The sequence below is a fragment of the Ornithinicoccus sp. genome (assembly GCF_057176825.1).
Map to the genome: position 1 here is coordinate 3,752,826 of NZ_CM169976.1, position 17,712 is coordinate 3,770,537.

At 71.0% G+C, this 17,712-nt stretch carries 14 protein-coding genes and 4 pseudogenes; 11 read left to right on the forward strand and 7 right to left on the reverse strand.

Going from position 1 to position 17,712, the window contains the following annotated elements:
* Positions 1-57: 57 nt before the first annotated feature.
* Complete coding sequence (locus AC1QRC_RS18655; RefSeq protein ID WP_484204719.1) at positions 58-606, forward strand: hypothetical protein; 549 nt, start codon at positions 58-60, stop codon at positions 604-606.
* 139 nt (positions 607-745) lie between these two features.
* Here AC1QRC_RS18655 and AC1QRC_RS18660 read toward each other — a convergent pair whose 3' ends face one another.
* Positions 746-1,540, reverse strand: coding sequence for a ZIP family metal transporter (locus AC1QRC_RS18660; protein WP_484204720.1), 795 nt, complete (start codon positions 1,538-1,540; stop codon positions 746-748).
* Positions 1,537-1,848, reverse strand: coding sequence for a ribonuclease E inhibitor RraB (locus AC1QRC_RS18665; RefSeq protein ID WP_484204721.1), 312 nt, complete (start codon positions 1,846-1,848; stop codon positions 1,537-1,539). The genes AC1QRC_RS18660 and AC1QRC_RS18665 overlap by 4 nt, the downstream gene beginning before the upstream one ends.
* A gap of 46 nt (positions 1,849-1,894) precedes the next feature.
* On the opposite strand from AC1QRC_RS18665, the gene AC1QRC_RS18670 reads away from it, so the two are divergent.
* The 7 genes and pseudogenes from AC1QRC_RS18670 to AC1QRC_RS18700 all read left to right on the forward strand — a co-directional run bounded on the left by AC1QRC_RS18670 (position 1,895) and on the right by AC1QRC_RS18700 (position 10,033).
* Entirely contained in the window at positions 1,895-2,695 is an 801-nt protein-coding gene (locus AC1QRC_RS18670) for an HAD-IIA family hydrolase (RefSeq protein WP_484204722.1), read from the forward strand.
* A gap of 236 nt (positions 2,696-2,931) precedes the next feature.
* Positions 2,932-5,349, forward strand: coding sequence for a cell wall-binding repeat-containing protein (locus AC1QRC_RS18675; protein ID WP_484204723.1), 2,418 nt, complete (start codon positions 2,932-2,934; stop codon positions 5,347-5,349).
* Between the two features lie 347 nt (positions 5,350-5,696).
* Positions 5,697-6,635: a carbohydrate ABC transporter permease gene (locus AC1QRC_RS18680; protein ID WP_484204724.1), complete on the forward strand. Its 939-nt coding sequence runs from the start codon at positions 5,697-5,699 to the stop codon at positions 6,633-6,635.
* Positions 6,632-7,480, forward strand: coding sequence for a carbohydrate ABC transporter permease (locus tag AC1QRC_RS18685; protein ID WP_484204725.1), 849 nt, complete (start codon positions 6,632-6,634; stop codon positions 7,478-7,480). The genes AC1QRC_RS18680 and AC1QRC_RS18685 overlap by 4 nt, the downstream gene beginning before the upstream one ends.
* 88 nt (positions 7,481-7,568) lie before the next feature.
* Positions 7,569-8,063, forward strand: a pseudogene (locus AC1QRC_RS18690) (extracellular solute-binding protein); the annotation flags it as partial.
* Positions 8,064-8,199: 136 nt separating this feature from the next.
* Positions 8,200-8,850 (forward strand): extracellular solute-binding protein, encoded by a 651-nt coding sequence (locus tag AC1QRC_RS18695; protein WP_484204726.1) that lies wholly within the window; start codon positions 8,200-8,202, stop codon positions 8,848-8,850.
* A gap of 82 nt (positions 8,851-8,932) precedes the next feature.
* A pseudogene (locus tag AC1QRC_RS18700) lies at positions 8,933-10,033 on the forward strand (ABC transporter ATP-binding protein).
* A gap of 40 nt (positions 10,034-10,073) precedes the next feature.
* Here AC1QRC_RS18700 and AC1QRC_RS18705 read toward each other — a convergent pair.
* On the reverse strand, positions 10,074-10,658 hold the full coding sequence (locus tag AC1QRC_RS18705; protein ID WP_484204727.1) for a TetR/AcrR family transcriptional regulator: 585 nt from the start codon (positions 10,656-10,658) through the stop codon (positions 10,074-10,076).
* A gap of 72 nt (positions 10,659-10,730) precedes the next feature.
* Here AC1QRC_RS18705 and AC1QRC_RS18710 point away from each other — a divergent pair, with 72 nt between their 5' ends.
* The 3 genes from AC1QRC_RS18710 (at position 10,731) to AC1QRC_RS18720 (ending at position 13,292) form a co-directional block, all read left to right on the forward strand.
* A complete protein-coding gene (locus AC1QRC_RS18710; protein WP_484204728.1) occupies positions 10,731-11,687 on the forward strand; it encodes a DUF2867 domain-containing protein in 957 nt (318 codons plus the stop codon).
* Positions 11,688-11,718: 31 nt separating this feature from the next.
* Positions 11,719-12,846 (forward strand): nucleotidyltransferase family protein, encoded by a 1,128-nt coding sequence (locus AC1QRC_RS18715; RefSeq protein ID WP_484204729.1) that lies wholly within the window; start codon positions 11,719-11,721, stop codon positions 12,844-12,846.
* 131 nt (positions 12,847-12,977) lie between these two features.
* Positions 12,978-13,292, forward strand: coding sequence for a GyrI-like domain-containing protein (locus AC1QRC_RS18720; RefSeq protein WP_484206696.1), 315 nt, complete (start codon positions 12,978-12,980; stop codon positions 13,290-13,292).
* A 124-nt stretch (positions 13,293-13,416) separates the two neighbouring features.
* On the opposite strand, the pseudogene AC1QRC_RS18725 reads toward AC1QRC_RS18720, so the two are convergent.
* From AC1QRC_RS18725 to dnaK, 4 genes and pseudogenes are all read right to left on the reverse strand, one after another.
* Positions 13,417-13,656 (reverse strand): annotated as a pseudogene (locus AC1QRC_RS18725) (heat shock protein transcriptional repressor HspR); the annotation flags it as partial.
* A 58-nt stretch (positions 13,657-13,714) separates the two neighbouring features.
* Positions 13,715-14,741: pseudogene (locus AC1QRC_RS18730) on the reverse strand (DnaJ C-terminal domain-containing protein).
* A gap of 200 nt (positions 14,742-14,941) precedes the next feature.
* Entirely contained in the window at positions 14,942-15,652 is a 711-nt protein-coding gene (locus AC1QRC_RS18735) for a nucleotide exchange factor GrpE (RefSeq protein ID WP_484204730.1), read from the reverse strand.
* On the reverse strand, positions 15,649-17,592 hold the full coding sequence (dnaK, locus tag AC1QRC_RS18740) for a molecular chaperone DnaK (RefSeq protein ID WP_484204731.1): 1,944 nt from the start codon (positions 17,590-17,592) through the stop codon (positions 15,649-15,651). Before dnaK ends, AC1QRC_RS18735 begins: the two co-directional genes overlap by 4 nt.
* Between the last annotated feature and the right edge of the window lie 120 nt (positions 17,593-17,712).

A 17,712-nucleotide genomic window follows, 5' to 3' on the forward strand; every position in this document is an offset into this window, starting at 1 on the left:
ACACCGACGCCCTGCTGATCGCGGACGTCGATCTGCCCGAGGACTCGGCCTCTTCGGGTGCGAGGTGGCGGTGGCGGCGGTGGCGGCCTGCTCGGGCGGTTGTTCGGGCGGGGGCAGAAGGACCGGCAGGGGACCCCGCCCGCGGCCCCCGGCCCGGAGGAGTCGGCACGGCAGCGGATCCAGGCCTTCGCCGACGCCCACCCCGACCTCGGCGTGCACACCTACCGCACCGCCGCGGGCCTGCGCGTCCTCGTCACCGGCGGCGACCTGCCGCCCGGCACCGCGGCCGCCGAGCAGGTGCTGCGCGACCTGGACTCCGATCCGATCTACATCCAGTTGTGCACCACCCACGAGACGTACCGCGCCCGGCTCACCCCCAAGCCGTGGCGCTGCGGGCACCACGCCAAGACCATCACCTGGCCGTATGCCGAGGGCTTGGTCGGGCAGGCCGAGCGGTGGCTGGAGCGCTACAACGCACTGTCCACGGGATACGCCTCGACCCGCCACCTGTCCTCGGTCGGCCCTGCCCCCACCGAGCAGGAGCGACTCGTGATCGAGACGCACGACTGGGTGAGCCGGTCGGCCGAGGACCTGCCGCTGGCGTGAAGCGCCACACCACCCGTCCGGTGCCGGGTTAGGCCGCCACACCACGGTCCGTGCCGGTAGGCCGCCACACCACCCGTCCGGTGACGAGTTGGACCGCCACACCACCCGTCCGGTCGCGGGGTTGGTGGGGGGTGGGAGGCTAGCCGAGCTGGAGGCTGGCCCAGATGACCAGCCCGCCGGCGGCGAAGCCGCCCAGGCCCTGGCCCCAGTGCGTCTGGTAGCGGCGGGCGGCGGGGAGCAGCTCACGCAGGCTGAGCGCGATCATCATCCCGGCGACCAGGGCCAGGGCCAGCACGAGGAGCTCGTCCGGGAGCAGGGCCCGCAGGAGGAAGTACCCCACCAGGGCACCGAACGGCTCGGCGAGACCGGACAGGGCCGCCCAGAGCAGGGCCCGCCCGCGGCTGCCGGTCGCGGCGAAGATCGGGGCCGCCACGGCGAGCCCCTCGGGGATGTTGTGGATCGCGATCGCCAGCACGAGCGTGGCGCCCAGTTGCGGCGACTCCAAGGTCGCCAGGAAGGTCATCAGCCCCTCCGGCAGGTTGTGCGCCCCCACGATCAGGGCCACCAGGAGCCCGCTGCGTAGCAACCGTTGGTTGGCCAGCAGGTCGGCGGGGCCCTGCCGGTCCTCGCTGCCGGCGATGTCGGCCGGGTTGATGCTGTGCGGCACCAGCGCGTCGATGAGGAAGACCAGGCCGACCCCGATGGCCAGGGCCCCGGCCATCCACCACCCCGCCCCCGCCACGTCCTGGTCCCGCAGCGTGGTCAGGGTCAGCGGCAGGATCTCGACCACCGACAGGACGATCATGATGCCGGCGGCGAACGCCAGGCCGGCCGCGAGCGGACCGCGGCGGCGCATCCCCGGGTGCAGCGCCAGCAGGCCCCCGAGGATCGTCGCCGCGCCCGCCAGGGTGGCGGCCGCGATGGCCCAGATCATCCGCCGGAGGTGCGCTCAGTCGGGTCTGCCACCTCGTCGTACCACCCGCCGTGCTCCTCCACCAGTGCGGTGAACCGCTCCCGCAACCCCTCGAACGCGGCACCACCGGGCGCGTCGGGCAACCGGTCGTCGTGGACGTGGACCGCCCACTCGTGATCCTCGTCGTCCTCCTCGGTGCGGGCGGCCTCCCGGACGACCCGCACGCGGGCGAAGCCCTCGTCCTGCAGGTCCTCGGCGATCGTCTCGGCGGTCTCCCGGTCGGGAAAGATCAGCAGGTGGTCGCTGCCCGGTCGCACGTCGTCATCCACGGGCCAAAGGATAGGTGCCATCCCCCGTTGCTGGCACGATGGGGCCATGACCGAACACATCCCGGTGGAGTGCTGGCTCACCGACATGGACGGCGTCCTCGTGCACGAGGAGCGGGCCCTGCCCGGGGCGGCCGACTTCATCGCCCAGCTGCTCGAGACCGGCACCCGGTTCCAGGTCCTGACGAACAACTCCATCTATACCCCGCGCGACCTCCGGGCGCGGCTGCTGGCAGGCGGCATCGACGTGCCGGAGGACAACATCTGGACCTCCGCCCTGGCGACCGCGAGCTTCCTGCACTCCCAGCGCGAGGGGGGCACGGCATACGTGATCGGTGAGGCGGGGTTGACGACCGCGCTGCACGACGTCGGCTATGTGCTGACCGACCGCTCGCCCGACTACGTGGTCCTCGGGGAGACCCGCACCTACTCCTTCGAGGCGATCACGCGGGCCATCCGGCTGGTGCTCGGCGGTGCCAGGTTCATCGCGACCAACCCCGACCCGACGGGACCGTCGGCGGACGGGCCGCTGCCGGCGACCGGATCCGTCGCCGCGCTGATCACCCGGGCGACTGGCGTCACGCCGTACAACGTCGGCAAACCGAACCCGCTGATGATGCGCAGCGCCCTCAACCGCATCGACGCGCACTCCGAGCACACGGTGATGATCGGGGACCGGATGGACACCGACATCATCAGCGGGCTCGAGGCCGGGCTGCGCACCATCCTGGTGCTGACGGGGTCCACGACAGCGGCCGAGGTGGACCGGTTCCCCTACCGCCCGACCGCCGTCTACGACTCCATCGAGGAGGTCGTCCCGCTGGTCCGTGAGTTCTACCCCGAGGGGTGAGATCGCGCCCCTCGAGCCCCAGGAGGCCCTGTGTCGGTTGACCATTCGCGGGGCGAATCTTTACCACAGTGACGGGTGTGAATCAGGGGTCCGCCACGCACCAGAGGTTGTCAGGCCTCACATTGTGTCTGTAAGTTGCCTTTCGGACGTCCATGGGGGGCGTCCAGACCGAGCTGGACGTCGGTGGTGCCAAACAGGGTGCCGATCGGCCCCGGCGTACAACGGAATGGGGAAACGTGTCACACACACACAAGAGGACGCGGGGTCGCGTACTGGCGACCGTCGCCGGCCTCGGCATGGTGGCCAGCGCGCTGCCTGCCGTCGCCGCAACCGCGTCGCCCTCGGCTGACGCCGAGGCCGAGAAGGTCAGCAGCGACGTCCGCGCGGACATCGAGAAGAACGGCGAGGCGGACGTTTGGGTCCACTTCTCCAACCGGCCCGACCTGGCACAGTTCCAGGGTCTCTCCTGGTCGGAGCGCGGGCAGGGCGTCTACGACGCACTGCGCGCCACCGCCGACGAGAGCCAGGCCGGCCTGCGCGCCGAGCTGGACGCGGCCGGTGTGGAGTACTCCTCGTTCTTCATCACCAACGCCATCAAGGTGAAGTCGGCCGACCTGGACCTGGTCCAGTCCATGGCCGCGAACTCCGGCGTCGACAAGATCGTCCCCGAGTTCGAGGTGTTCCAGCACGAGCCGGTCGAACTGTCCACCAGCAAGATGGCGCCGAGCGCCATCGAGTGGGGCGTGGAGAACATCAACGCCCCCGACGTGTGGGACCTGGGCTTCACCGGTCAGGGCGTCGTCATCGGCACCCTCGACACCGGTGTCCAGTTCGACCACCCGGCCCTGGAGGCCGCCTACCGCGGCACCGAGACCGGCAGCCACGACTACAACTGGTTCGACCCGACGGGTTCGTCCGACACCCCGGAGGACACCGACGGTCACGGCACCCACGTCACCGGCACGATGGTCGGCGACGACGGCGGCGACTACCAGATCGGTGTCGCGCCGGACGCGCAGTGGATCGCTGCTGCGGGCTGCTGCCCCAGCGACGAGGCGCTGCTGGACTCGATGGAGTGGATGCTGGCTCCGACCCCCGTCGGTAGCGACGAGGGCGACACCGACCAGCGCCCCCACATCGTGAACAACTCGTGGGGCACCGTCGTGCCCGACGACGACCCGTTCGGTGAGGAGACCCAGGAGGCCTGGGCCGCCGCCGGCATCTTCGGCGTGTGGGCCAACGGCAACATCGGCCCCGAGTGCCAGACCAGCGGTTCGCCGGGTAGCCGGATCATCAACTACTCGGTCGGTGCGTACGACAGCGAGAACACCATCGCCGACTTCTCCTCGCGTGGCCCCGGCCAGGACGGCGAGATCAAGCCGAACATCTCCGCCCCGGGCGTGGACATCCTGTCCTCCATCCCCGGTAGCGGGTACGGCGTTGCCAGCGGCACCTCGATGGCGTCCCCGCACGTCTCGGGCGCCGTCGCACTGCTGTGGTCCTCCAACCCGGACCTGGTGGGCGACGTTGACGGCACCAAGGAGCTGCTGGACGGCACGGCGATCGACACCGCCGACGACCAGTGTGGTGGCACCGCCGAGGACAACCCCGTCTACGGTGAGGGCCGCCTGGACGCCCTGGCGCTGGTCGAGGCCGGCGCGGACGACCCGGAGCCCCCGGCCCTGGAGGTCGAGCGCTACGAGGGTGACCACCGGTACGACACCGCCGCGGAGATCTCCACGCACTACGGCGACGTCGACACCGTCTACGTGACCACCGGTCAGAACTACCCCGACTCCCTGGCTGGTGCTCCGGCAGCGGCCAACGGCGTGGGTGGCCTGGTCGGCACCATGGAGACCCCGGACGGTGAGCCCGCTCCGATCCTCCTGGTCCGCGGTCACGACGACGACCTGTCCAGCGAGAAGTTCCACACCCAGGTGCGGGCACAGCTGGAGGCCCTGGCCCCCAGCAACATCGTGATCCTCGGTGGTCAGTCCGCGGTGTCCGAGGGCATCGAGGCCAACCTGGCCGACTACGCCGACAACGTGCGCCGGATCCAGGGCGACAACCGTTACGAGACGGCTGCCAACCTGGCTGCGGAGTTCGACAGCCCGGAGACCGTCTACGTGGCGGTCGGCACCGACTCCCGCGACGCCTTCGCCGACGCTCTCGCCGGCGGTGCGCTGGCGGGTCGTGAGGGCGGCCCGGTCGTCCTGGTCGAGACCAACGAGGTCCCGGCCGCCACCGAGGCCTACCTGGCCACGGTGCCGGACGCCAACATCGTCGTGTTCGGTGGTGAGGCTGCGGTCTCCGAGGAGATCTACGAGCAGGTCGGTGGTGACGAGCGCATCTTCGGTGACAACCGTTACCAGACGGCCATCGCGGTCTCCAGCAACTACGAGGCCGCCGAGACCGTCTACGTCGCGACCGGTCGCAACTACGCCGACGCGCTGGCCGGCTCCGCGCTGGCTGGCTCCGAGGACGTCCCGGTCCTGCTGGTCCGGGGCACCGACCCGAACCTGGGCGGCAAGTTCGGTGAGGGCATCGAGGCCGAGATCGAGCGCCTCGGGGCCACCCGGGTCGTCATCCTCGGTGGTACCTCCGCGGTGTCTCAGGGCATCGAGGACGACATCGCTGACGGTGCCGACGACTGAGGTGCTGAACACCTGAGCAGCTTCGGCTGACTCACCCACGAGGCCGCCGGGTGCGGGGAGCAACTCCCCCACCCGGCGGCTTCGTCTGTCCCGACCGGTTCTGCCCCCTCCCCCTGCCCGGGTAAAGCCGTGGCAAAGGTCTCTCTGAGATCCCCGATCCGCCCCGGAGTGTGTGTAGGGTTCCCGATCGTGGTTCGGGCTACTCACTGGTGGAGCGCAGCGATGACGCTGCCGCGCAATCCCTCTGCTGTCACACCTGCTGACGTCGCACCTGTTCACCCCCCGACCGCGTCCCGTTCACCCGGGGTGCTGCCGGGGGCCACCTCACGCGGACAGGGTCTGGGCTCGTGAGTGTCACCCCGACCGCGCCGCCACGCGCCAAGCGGTCGTCGCGGGAGGCCCACCCGACTGGGCGGCGGACCCGGGACATGCTGATCGCGGCGGCGTTCCTGCTGCCCAACCTGGCGCTGCTCATCGTCTTCACCTACCGGCCGCTGGTCGACAACATCCGGTTGTCCTTCACGCACTGGAACATCTCCTCCCCCACGGCGACACCCGCCGGGTTCGACAACTACGTCGAGTGGTTCTCCTCGCCCAAGAGCTGGACCGTGGTGACCAACACGGTGATCTTCACGGGGGTCGCGGTCATCGGGTCGATGGTGATCGGGCTCGCCCTGGCCCTGCTGCTGGACCAGAAGCTGTTCGGCCGCAACGGGGTGCGGTCCATGGTCTTCGCCCCCTTCGTGCTCTCCGGGGCAGCCGTCGGGGTGGCCTTCCAGTTCGTCTTCGACCCGACCTTCGGGCTGCTCCAGGACATGCTGGGCTGGGTGGGGCTGGACAGCCCCCGGTTCTACCAGGACCCGTCCTGGGCGCTGTTCATGGTGACCGTCACCTACGTCTGGAAGAACCTCGGCTACACCTTCGTCATCTACCTGGCGGCGCTGCAGGCGCGGCGCCCCGAGCTCGACGAGGCCGCCGAGATCGACGCTGCCTCCACCTGGACCCGCTTCCGGGCGGTCACCTGGCCGCAGTTGCGCCCGGCCACGTTCTTCCTGCTGATCACCGTGCTCCTCAACAGCTTCCAGGTCTTCGACGTGATCCACACGATGACCCGCGGCGGCCCGCTCGGAGACGGCACGATGACGATGGTCTACCAGGTCTACGAGGAGACGTTCGTGAACCAGCGGGCCGGCTACGGCGCCACGGTCGCCGTGATCATGTTCATCGCGCTCCTGCTGGTGACCCTGGCACAGGTCTTCGTCATGGAGCGGGGGCGGGAAAAGTGACGGCGCTGGCGCCCCACGAGCGGCGCAACCCCCTGGGCAAGGTCAGCGGCTACCTGGCGATGCTGCTGGTGGTGGTCGTCGTCGCACTGCCGCTGTACTGGATCCTGGCGTCCTCGCTGAAGGAACGACCGGACATCTACACCGTGCCGGTGACCTGGGTCCCCAACCCCCTCACCCTCGACAACTACTCCGCGGTGGGGACCGGGGTCAGCTTCATGGACTACCTGCGCAACTCGGTCATCATCACCAGCGTGCTCACCGTGGTGCAGGTGGCGCTGGGTGTGCTGTCGGCGTTCGCGCTGTCCTTCCTGCGCTTCCCCGGGCGGACCCTGGTGCTGCTGTTCATCATCGCGGCGCTCATGGTGCCCAACCAGATCACCGTGATCAGCAACTACGCCCTGGTGTCCGAGCTGGGGTGGCGCAACAGCTTCACCGGGATCATCGTGCCGCTCGCGGGCGTGGCGTTCGGCACCTTCCTGATGCGCAACCACTTCGTGTCGCTGCCGACCGAGATCATCGAGGCGGCCGAGATGGACGCCGCCGGGCCGCTGAAGATGCTCTGGAAGGTCGTGCTGCCGATGTCCTGGCCGACCCTCATCGCCTTCGCCCTCATCACCATCGTCAACGAGTGGAACCAGTACCTGTGGCCGCTGCTGATGGCCGACGACGAGAGCGTCGCGCCGCTGCCGGTCGGCCTGACCCAACTGCAGGACAGCGAGGGCCTGACCAACTGGGGCCCCGTCATGGCGGGCACCGTGCTCACCATGCTGCCGATCCTCATCGTCTTCCTGGTGCTGCAGCGCCACATGATCAAGGGCCTGACCGCCGGGGCGGTCAAGGGATGACCACCGACCGACCCGACCACTCCGCATACCGACTCCCGACCCACCGAACAAGGAGCACGCCATGACCGACCTGAACCGCCGCAGCTTCATGAAACTGTCCGCCGCCGGCCTGGGCCTGGCCGGGCTGTCCGCCTGCGCCGGCACCGGCTCGTCCGACAACTCCGGTGCCACCGGGGGTGCCGGGGGGTCCGCGGACACGATCACCTTCTGGTCCAACCACCCCGGTGGCTCCAAGGAGGTCGAGGAGCAGTTCATCTCCGCCTTCCAGGAGGAGCACGACATCGAGGTGCGCCTGGTGTCCGCGGGCGCCAACTACGAGGAGCTCGCCCAGCGGTTCAACGCGGCCCTCTCCGGCGGCGACCTGCCCGACGTGATCGTCGCCTCCGACGTCACCTGGTTCAACTTCGCACTGGCCGGGGCGATCACGCCCATGGAGGACCTGTGGAGCGCGGCGGACGTCGACACCGACGGCTACGTCGACTCCCTCCGGGAGGACTACGCGTTCGAGGGCTCCCACTTCGCGCTGCCGTACGCCCGGTCGACCCCGCTCTTCTACTACAACCGGGAGATGTGGAGCGCGGCCGGTCTGCCGGACCGGGGCCCGGAGACCTGGGAGGAGTTCGCCGAGTTCGCCGCAGGAGCTGGCGGCGGCCAACGACGGCATCGTGCCGCTGACCGTCCCGGACGGCAGCGACTACCTCGACTGGCACTTCCAGGGGATGATCTGGACCTTCGGCGGCGCCTACTCCGAGGAGTGGGACCCCGCCTTCATGAAGCCCGAGTCGCTGGAGGCCGCGAAGTTCCTGCAGGACCAGCACAACGCCGGCCACATCGGCATCTCCAATGACGCCAACAACCAGTTCGGCGCGGGTCAGGCCGCGTGCCTGCTGCAGTCGACCGGCTCGCTGGGCGGCCTGCTCGAGACCGCCCAGTTCGACTTCGGGACCGCCTTCCTGCCCGGCCCGCCCCCCGGGTGCCCGACGGGCGGCGCGGGCCTGGCCATCGCCGACGGCATCTCCGACGAGCGCAAGGAGGCGGCGATGCAGTTCATCAAGTTCGTCACCAACACCGACAACACGGTGACGTTCAGCCAGAACGTCGGCTACATGCCGGTCCGCAAGGACGCCCTGGAGCACGAGGACACGGTGGCCTACCTGGAGGAGAACCCGAACTTCCGGACCGCCATCGAGCAGCTCGAGGTGACCGCGCCCCAGGACTACGCCCGGGTCTTCGTGCCCGGCGGCGGCGCCCGGATCGGCGCGGCCCTGGACCGCATCACCACCGGTGGCGAGGACGTGGAGTCGGTGTTCCAGACCCTCACGGACGAGACCACCGCCGTCTTCGAGCGGGACATCGAGCCCCAGCTCTGAGCCGGCCCCCGGCGAACCAGGCGTGGCCGGGCCGCCCGGCCCGGCCACGCACCATCCCTGATCAGCGCACCTGGAGGAACACATGGCATCGGTGAGGTTCGAGGAGGCGACCCGCACCTTCCCCGGCAGCGACAGCCCGGCCGTCGACGCCCTGGACCTGGCGGTCGAGGACGGGGAGTTCCTCGTCGTCGTGGGCCCCTCGGGGTGCGGCAAGTCCACCACGCTGCGGATGCTCGCCGGCCTGGAGCCGGTCGACCTCCGGGCGGGTCCTGATCGATGAAAAGGACGTCACCGGCAAGCGCGCCCGCGACCGCGACGTGGCGATGGTCTTCCAGAGCTACGCGCTCTACCCGAACATGACGGCCAGCGAGAACATGGCCTTCGCCCTCAAGAACGCCGGTGTCCCGCGGGCTCAGATCCGGGAGCGGGTCGAGGAGGCCGGCGCGCATCCTGCAGCTGGACGAGCTGCTGGACCGCAAGCCCGCCAAGCTGTCCGGCGGTCAGCGGCAGCGCGTGGCGATGGGCCGGGCCATCGTGCGCAACCCCAAGGTGTTCTGCATGGACGAGCCGCTGTCCAACCTGGACGCCAAGCTGCGCGTGTCGACCCGCGCCGAGATCGCCAACCTGCAGCAGCGGCTGGGCACCACCACCGTCTACGTCACCCACGACCAGACCGAGGCGATGACGATGGGCGACCGGCGTGTGCGTCCTCAAGGACGGCCACCTGCAGCAGGTGGGCAGCCCCACCGAGCTCTACGAGTCGCCGGTCAACACCTTCGTCGCGGGCTTCATCGGGTCCCCGTCGATCAACCTGGTCGACGACGTGCCGGTCCGCGAGGGCCGCGCCGTGGTCGCGCCCTCGCTGTCCGTGCCGCTGCCGGACGGGGCCGACCGGCCGGAGTCGGTCTCCGTCGGCATCCGTCCCGAGGGCGTGGACGTCGTCACCCCCGACACCCCCGGTGAGCACCTGACCGTCCAGGTGGCCCGCGTGGAGCGGATGGGCTCGGAGAGCTTCGCCTTCGTCGACCCGCTCGGCCTCGGCGGCGACGGCAAGGTGCGCGCCGACCACATCGTCCTGCGGCTGGACAAGCGCCAGGCCGTCGAGGAGGGCACCCAGCTCACCCTGCGCGTCCACGCCCACGAGATCCTGCTCTTCGGCCCCGACGGTGTCGCCCTCCGCTGACCTCCGGGCGCCTGCCGGGGAGCCCCACTAGCCCCAGACGTCACTCCAGACCCGGTAGCAACCGCTCCAGGACCACGTCGAGATAGGCGGCCCACTCCGCACCGGCAGCGGGGACGGGCAACTCCCCGATCCGGGCGTACTGCAGATGGCCCAGGAAGACGCTGACGGCCAGCGAGGCACTGCGGCGTGCCGCGACCGGGTCCAGCCCGGACTCCTCATAGAGCGTCGCGACGTATTCGACGCGGCGCTCGGTCACCCGGCGCAGCACCGGGCCGACCTGCGGGTCGTCGGCCGAGGCGAGCAGCGCCATCTCCAGACCACCGCTCCTGGCATAGCCGACGACGGTGGTCAGCAAGGCACGCAGCCGGTCGGCCGGGTCCGCCCGCCGGTCGCCGTCCCCGGGCGACTCGATCATCGCCACCACCGCCTCGGTGTGCTCCTGCTCCCACAGGTGCAGCGCGGCATCGACCAGCGCGGCCCGGTTCGCGAAGTGCCAATAGAAGCTCCCCTTCGTGGCGCCCAGCCGGCGAGCCAGCGGCTCCACCGCGACCGCCGAGAGCCCGCCCTCGCCGAGGGCCACGAGGGCCGCAGCCGCCCAGTCCTGCGCCGTCAGTCGCTCCGCCACCTGCCATACGCTACCGTATGGAATGACCATACGGTGCAGTACGGAGAGGGAGGCGCCCCATGCGCAACGTCCATGAACGCACCATCGAGGCTCCGGCCGGCACAACTGGCTCCCCTCTTGGACCGGCTCGGCGGCCCGGGCGATCGGCTGTGGCCCTCCCCCACCTGGACGCCGATGGTGCTGGACCGTCCGCTGCAGGCAGGCGCAGACGGCGGGCACGGCCAGGTCCGATACGAGGTCACCGCCCACGAGCCGGGCAGGCTCGTCGAGTTCACCTTCCGGGAGTCGACCGGACTGGAGGGCACCCACACCTTCACGCTCACCCCGCTGGGCAGGGACCGCTGCCGCCTCCGGCACGAGATCGCCGCCACGCCCCACGGCACCATGCGCGTGCTCTTCCCGCTGGCGGTGCAGTCGCTGCACGACGCACTACTGGAAGACCTGTTGGACAACGCCGAACGCACCGCGACCGGCACCGTGCGCCGCCCCGCCCGATGGTCTCCGCGGGTGCGGCTGCTGCACCGCCTGATCGAGTCCCACGCTGCCCGTGCCGCCCCCATCCCGGCCGACGCCCACCTGGCGCGCGGCGCCTTCGAGCACACCGACCTCGCCGACGCCTGGCGGGTCGCGTTGCGGCCGGGGCACCCCACCGATCCTCAGGCGTGGGCCGACGCCACCTTCCGCGACGCACCGCCCTGGGTGCTGGCCCTGCTCGGGCTGCGCAACCTGCTGGTCCCCCTCATCGGGGTCGAGCGCGGCGACGAGCACTCCTTCGACACCCTCGAGCGCACCGCGCACGAGGTCGTGCTGGGCACCGACGCAGGCCACCTGGACTTCCGCGTCTCGGTGCTGGTCGCCGACGACAGCGTGACCCTGAGCACGGTGGCCCGGCAGAAGTCCCGCGCGGGGCGGTGCTACCTCGGCGTAGTCCGTCCGGTGCACCCGGTGGTCGTCCGCGCGATGCTCACCCGGGCCTCCCGCCGGCTCTCGCGGGCCGCGACGCCGGCCGGGGCGCTCGAATCCGCCTGACTCCGGACGACCGGCGGCCTACGCTGGCCGGGTGATCAGCGACCAGCGCATCGGGGAGATCGCCACCGAACTCGCGCGACGGCATACCGTCGTCGGCGTCGTGCTCGGCGGCAGCCGCGCCCGCGGCGATCACCTCCCCACCTCCGACGTCGACCTCGGCGTCTACTACGAGGGCGAGGTGGACATCGCGGACCTCGCCGGGCTGGCGGAGCAACTGACCGGCGGACCGGTCGACATCGCCGGGCCGGGCGGCTGGGGCCCGTGGGTCAACGGCGGCGCCTGGCTGACCGTGGACGGGACGGCCGTCGACTGGATCCTGCGCGACCTCGACCGGGTGCGCGAGCAGTGGACCCGCGCGCAGCGCGGCGAGTTCGGCTTCCACCCGCAGGCCGGGCACCCGCTCGGCTTCCTCGACATCTCGTATGCCGGGGAGCTGGCGACCGCCCGGATCCTCGCCGACCCCTCTGGTCGGCTGGGTGAGCTGCAGGCGGCGGTGCGCCACTACCCGGCGGACCTGGCGACGGCGATGGTGGACGCCCTGTGGGAGGCGGACTTCCTGGTGGGGGCCGCGGGCAAGGGGGCCGAGCGGGGCGACGCGACCTACGTCGCCGCCTGCCTGACCCGGGCGGTGCTGCTGGCCGCCCACGCGGTCTGCGCGCGGGCGGGGACGTGGGTGACGAACGAGAAGGGGCTGGTCGCCCTGGCCGGAGCGCAGGCCGGCGCCCCGGCGGGGTTCGCCGAGCGGGCCGGGCAGGCCCTCGGCTCGGTGGGTGTCACGCCCGGTGACCTGCGGGCAACGGTGGATACCTTGGGCGACCTCGTCGACCAGGTGCGGGACGGCGGCGCGGTGAAGATCGACCTGAAGAAGGACCGGCACGGACCTGTACGGGCCTCGGCCTCGGAGGAGTTCACCGAGGTCGACGTCCCGCCGATGAGGTACCTGGCGGCGGACGGGCACGGCGACCCCAACACGTCTCCGTGCCTACGCGGCGGCCGTCGCGTCGCTCTACGCCAGCGCCTACGCGACCAAGTTCGCGCTTCCGCGACCGGACCGGCGACAGACTTCGTGGTCCCTCCCGCTCGAGGGCCTGTGGGTCAGCGCGGACCCGACGGCCTTCATCCGAACGACGCAAGGGCGACTGGGACTGGACGATGCTGATCGCCCTCCCCGACCAGGTGGGAGCCGAGGACGTGGCCGCCGGGCTAGCCACCGCAACCCGGAAGAAGCCGGACCTGCCGGTGACCGACGTGCGGGTGAGGGAGCTCACCGAGGGCCGGTCGCTGCAGATCATGCACCAGGGCAGCTACGACGACGAGGGGCCGACCCTGGCCCGGCTGCACCACGAGGTAATGCCCGCGCGGGGTCTGACCTTCAACGGGCCGCACCACGAGATCTACCTGAGCGACCCGCGACGGGTCGCCCCGGAGCGCCTGCGCACGGTGCTGCGCCAGCCGGTGCGCGCCGATGCGCTAGCCCGTCAGCGGGAGACGGCCACCGGGAGCCAGGAGTCAGCGCGACCCCGGCCCGTCCTGCGGCCGCCACAGCACCACGGCGGTCGAGCTGGCCGACCTGGCGAGGGCGCCGCCCCGGCGGCAGCACGGTGACCTCCCCGGCGGCGCCGGCCGCGAACACCCGGCTCGCGCTGCGCATGGTCCGCTCCAGCTCCTCGTTGCGGGCGCTCAGCTCGGCCACCCTGGAGCGCAGCGCGTCCAGCTGCAGCTCCAGGGACATGATCCGTTGGATCCCGGCCAGGCTGATGCCGTCCTCCTGGGAGAGCCGCTGCACGTCCCGGAGCCGGGCGACATCGCGCGCCGAGTAGCGGCGGCCGCCGCCGCGGGTGCGCTGCGGGGTGACCAGCCCGAGCCGGTCGTACTGGCGCAGCGTCTGGGCGTGCATCCCGGCCAGCTCGGCCGCGACGGAGATGACGAACACCGGGGTGTCGTCGTCGTGCTGTCGCCGCCTGGCCATGCTGCCCTCCTCCGTCAGTGTGCCCGGGTCCGGTGGGCCCGGATCCAGTATGCCCAGATCAGGTCCGGGCCCGGCCGTAGATCTCCTCGCGGGGCCCCGCCTCGCCGGCCTCCTCGGCCTGCAGCGCCTCGACCGCCTCGCGGGCGGTGTCGCTGAGCCGCTGCGGCACGACGACGGTCACCTTGGCGAGCAGGTCGCCGGTGCCGGACTTGGCGGCGATGCCGCGGCCCTTGACCCGCAGCACCCGCCCCGACGGCGTGCCCGCGGGGACCTTGACCTTGACCCGGGCGCCCTCCAGGGTCGGCACCTCCACGGTGGCCCCGAGCGCTGCCTCGGCGAAGGTCACCGGCAGGTCGACGGTGAGGTTGAGTCCGTCCCGGCCGAAGACCGGGTGCGGTTGCACCGCGACGTGCAGCATCAGGTCGCCCTTCGGCGCCCCGGGGTCGCCGGCCATGCCCTTGCCGCGCAGCCGGATCTTCTGCCCGTCCCGGACGCCGGCGGGGATCCGCGGTGGTGACTCGCCCGCCCTCCGGCGTTTGCAGGGTCACCGTGTCGCCAGTGGCCGCCTGGCGGAAGGTGATCGTGGTCCGTGCCTCGACGTCCCGGCCCGCGCCGCGGCCCGCCGGGTCGCCCCGAATCCACCGCCGCCGAAGCCACCGCCCCCGAAACCTCCGCCGAGGAGGTCCTCCAGGTTGATGCCGGCCCCACCGTCACCGGTGCTGAACCGGACGTTCTGGGCACCGCCGCGCCCGCCACCGGCGCCGCCGAACATCTGGGCGAAGACGTCCTCGAAGCCCGCGGCTCCCCCGGCGCCGCCGCCACCGGCGGTGAACCGGGCCCCGCCCCGGGACATCTGCGCGGATCGGCGTCGTACTGCTGACGCTGCTCGGGATCGGACAGCACCGCGTTGGCCTCCCCGATGTCCTTGAAGCGCTGCTCGGCCGCGGCGTCCCCCGGGTTCTGAGTCCGGGTGGTAGGTCCGCGCCAGCTTGCGGTAGGCCTTCTTGATCGCCGCCTCGTCGGCGTCACTTGCTCACCCCGAGCACGGCGTAGAAGTCCTTGTCGAACCAGTCCTGACTCGCCATCTGTCCTCACCTCCCTGCCAATTTTCGTAGTGATCTTGTCGTCCCCCCACGCATTTTCGTAGCGGGTTTGTCCTCCCCTGCACCAACGCGGCAGGGGTTCTGCTGCTCCATCATCCCCCGGTCGGGTCCACCCGGCCGGTGGTGGGGCCGCGCGCCGCCCGACGGCGAACTGCGGCCCCACCAGGACCGACCGGAACGGGTCAGGGCGCCGGGTCCGCGACGGCCACGCGCGCGGCACGCACCAGCCGGTCGCCGACCAGGAATCCCGGCTGCATGACCTGCACGATGGTCGTGTCGGTCGCGCCCTCGGGCAGGTCGGCCTCGGGCAGGTGCATCAGCGCCTCGTGCAAGTTCGGGTCGAAGGCCTCGCCGACCTCACCGACCTGCTGGACGCCGAAACGCTCCAGGGTGCCGCTGAGCTTGTCGGCGATCGCGGCCATCGGCCCGTCCGCCAGGTCACCGTGCTGCCGCGCGGAGTGGATGTCGTCCAGCACCGGCAGCAGCGCCTCGACGACGCCACCGACCGCAGCCTCGGCGTCCCGGGCACGATCCCGGTCCACCCGCCGCTTGTAGTTGACGTACTCCGCCTGCAGTCGGCGCAGGTCCTCGAGACGGTCCGCGGCGAGCTGGGTGTCGGGGTGCGCCTCGTCGGCGTCCGGCACGTCGCCCTCGTATGCGGACTGCTCACCGTCACCGTCCGCCGCACCGGTCGGGGTGGTCCCGCCGGGAGCACCGGGCTCGGTGGCCTCGTCGCCCGGCGGGGCCGCGGCAGCCCCCGCGGGGGGCTGCCGGACCTCGCCGGTCTCGGGATCCAGGCGCCGCTTGTCGCGGACCACCGGCCCGGTGGTCTCCTCCGGGTCGCGGTCCTGCTGGTCGCGCCCCTCGGGAGCGCCGCCGCTGGCCTCGGTCACTTGGTCTCCTCGTCGTCCTCGACGACCTCGGCGTCGACCACGTCGTCACCGGCCGCCGTGCCCTCACCGGCACCCGGCTCGGCCCCGGCACCCGGGAAGCCCTCGCCACCCGGGAAGCCCTCGCCGCCGGGGAAGCCGGCACCAGCACCAGCCGCACCGTCCGCTCCCGCGGACTGCTCGGCATACAGCGCGGCACCCATCTTCTGGGACTCGGCGGAGAGCTTCTCCATCTTGGTCTTGATGTCCTCGGCGCTGGCTCCGGACTCCGGCTTCAGGGCGTCCTTGAGCTCGGTGAGCGCCTCGTCGACCGGGCCGCGGGACTCGGCCGAGACCTTGTCCTCGTTGTCGGCCAGGAACTTCTCGGTGGAGTAGACCAGCTGCTCCGCGGTGTTGCGGTTCTCGGTCTCCTCGCGCCGCTTCTTGTCCTCCTCGGCGTGCGCCTCGGCGTCCTTGATCATCCGCTCGATCTCCTCCTTGGGCAGCGCGCTGCCGCCGGAGATCGTCATCGACTGCTCCTTGCCGGTGCCGCGGTCCTTGGCGGACACGTGCACGATGCCGTTGGCGTCGATGTCGAAGGTGACCTCGATCTGCGGCACGCCACGGGGGGCCGGCGCGATGCCGGTCAGCTCGAAGTTGCCGAGCAGCTTGTTGTGCTGGGCGATGTCGCGCTCACCCTGGTAGACCTGGATGCCCACCGTCGGCTGGTTGTCGGTCGCGGTGGTGAAGACCTCGCTGCGCTTGGTCGGGATCGCGGTGTTGCGCTCGATCAGCTTGGTCAGGATCCCGCCCTGGGTCTCGATGCCCAGGCTCAGCGGGGTGACGTCGATGAGCAGCACGTCCTTGCGCTCACCCTTGAGCACACCGGCCTGCAGGGCGGCGCCGACGGCGACGACCTCGTCCGGGTTGACGCCCTTGTTGGGCTCCTTGCCGCCGGTGAGCTTCTTGACCAGCTCGGCGACGGCCGGCATCCGGGTGGAGCCGCCGACCAGGACCACGTGGTCGATGTCGGAGACCGAGATCCCGGCGTCGGAGATGACCTGCTCGAACGGCGCCTTGGTGCGGTCCAGCAGGTCCGAGGTCATCTGCTCGAACTGGGCGCGGGAGAGCGACTCGTCCAGGTGGATCGGGCCGTTGGCACCCATCGACAGGTACTGCAGGTTGATCGAGGTCGAGGTGGAGCTGGACAGCTCCTTCTTGGCCTGCTCGGCCGCGTCCCGCAGCCGCTGCATCGCGATCTTGTCGGTGGACAGGTCGACGCCGGTCTGGTTCTTGACCGTGGTCAGCAGGTGCTGCACGACCCGCTCGTCCCAGTCGTCACCACCGAGCTTGTTGTCACCGTGGGTGGCGCGCACCTGGATGGTGGAGAACCCGTCCTCCGGGTCCTTGCCCACCTCGAGCAGCGACACGTCGAAGGTGCCACCACCGAGGTCGAAGACGAGGATCAGCTCGTCCTCCTTGCCCTTGTCGAGGCCGTAGGCCAGCGCGGCCGCGGTCGGCTCGTTGATGATGCGCAGCACGTTGAGGCCGGCGATCTCGCCCGCCTCCTTGGTGGCCTGGCGCTCGGCGTCGTCGAAGTAGGCCGGCACGGTGATGACCGCGTCGGTGACGTCCTCGCCCAGGTAGGACTCGGAGTCCTTCTTCAGCTTCATCAGCGTGCGGGCGCTGATCTCCTGCGCCGTGTAGGTCTTGCCGTCGATGTCCCCCGACTTCCAGTCGGTGCCGATGTGGCGCTTGACCGAGCGGATGGTGCGCTCGACGTTGGTGACGGCCTGCCGCTTGGCAACCTCACCGACGAGGATCTCCCCGTTCTTGGCGAAGCTGACGACCGACGGCGTGGTGCGTCCGCCCTCGGCGTTCGCGATGATCTTCGGCTCCCCGCCCTCGAGGACGGCGACCGCGGAGTTGGTGGTGCCGAGGTCAATCCCTACTGCTCGTCCCATGTGTGTTCTCCCTGTATGCGGTGTGGTCCGGCGCGCAGCCGAGACCGGGTGGTCTGTGGTTCCGTGGCCCAACTTGCAACCGCGGACTCGACCATGTCAAATCGAGACTCAGTGAAGTTG

Coding starts and splice junctions, on each gene's coding strand:
- AC1QRC_RS18660 (WP_484204720.1), bottom strand. CDS start 1,540: ATGATCTGGGCCATCGCGGCCGCCACCCTGGCGGGCGCGGCGACGATC.
- AC1QRC_RS18670 (WP_484204722.1), top strand. CDS start 1,895: ATGACCGAACACATCCCGGTGGAGTGCTGGCTCACCGACATGGACGGC.
- AC1QRC_RS18695 (WP_484204726.1), top strand. CDS start 8,200: ATGATCTGGACCTTCGGCGGCGCCTACTCCGAGGAGTGGGACCCCGCC.
- AC1QRC_RS18710 (WP_484204728.1), top strand. CDS start 10,731: ATGAACGCACCATCGAGGCTCCGGCCGGCACAACTGGCTCCCCTCTTG.
- AC1QRC_RS18720 (WP_484206696.1), top strand. CDS start 12,978: ATGCACCAGGGCAGCTACGACGACGAGGGGCCGACCCTGGCCCGGCTG.
- dnaK (WP_484204731.1), bottom strand. CDS start 17,592: ATGGGACGAGCAGTAGGGATTGACCTCGGCACCACCAACTCCGCGGTC.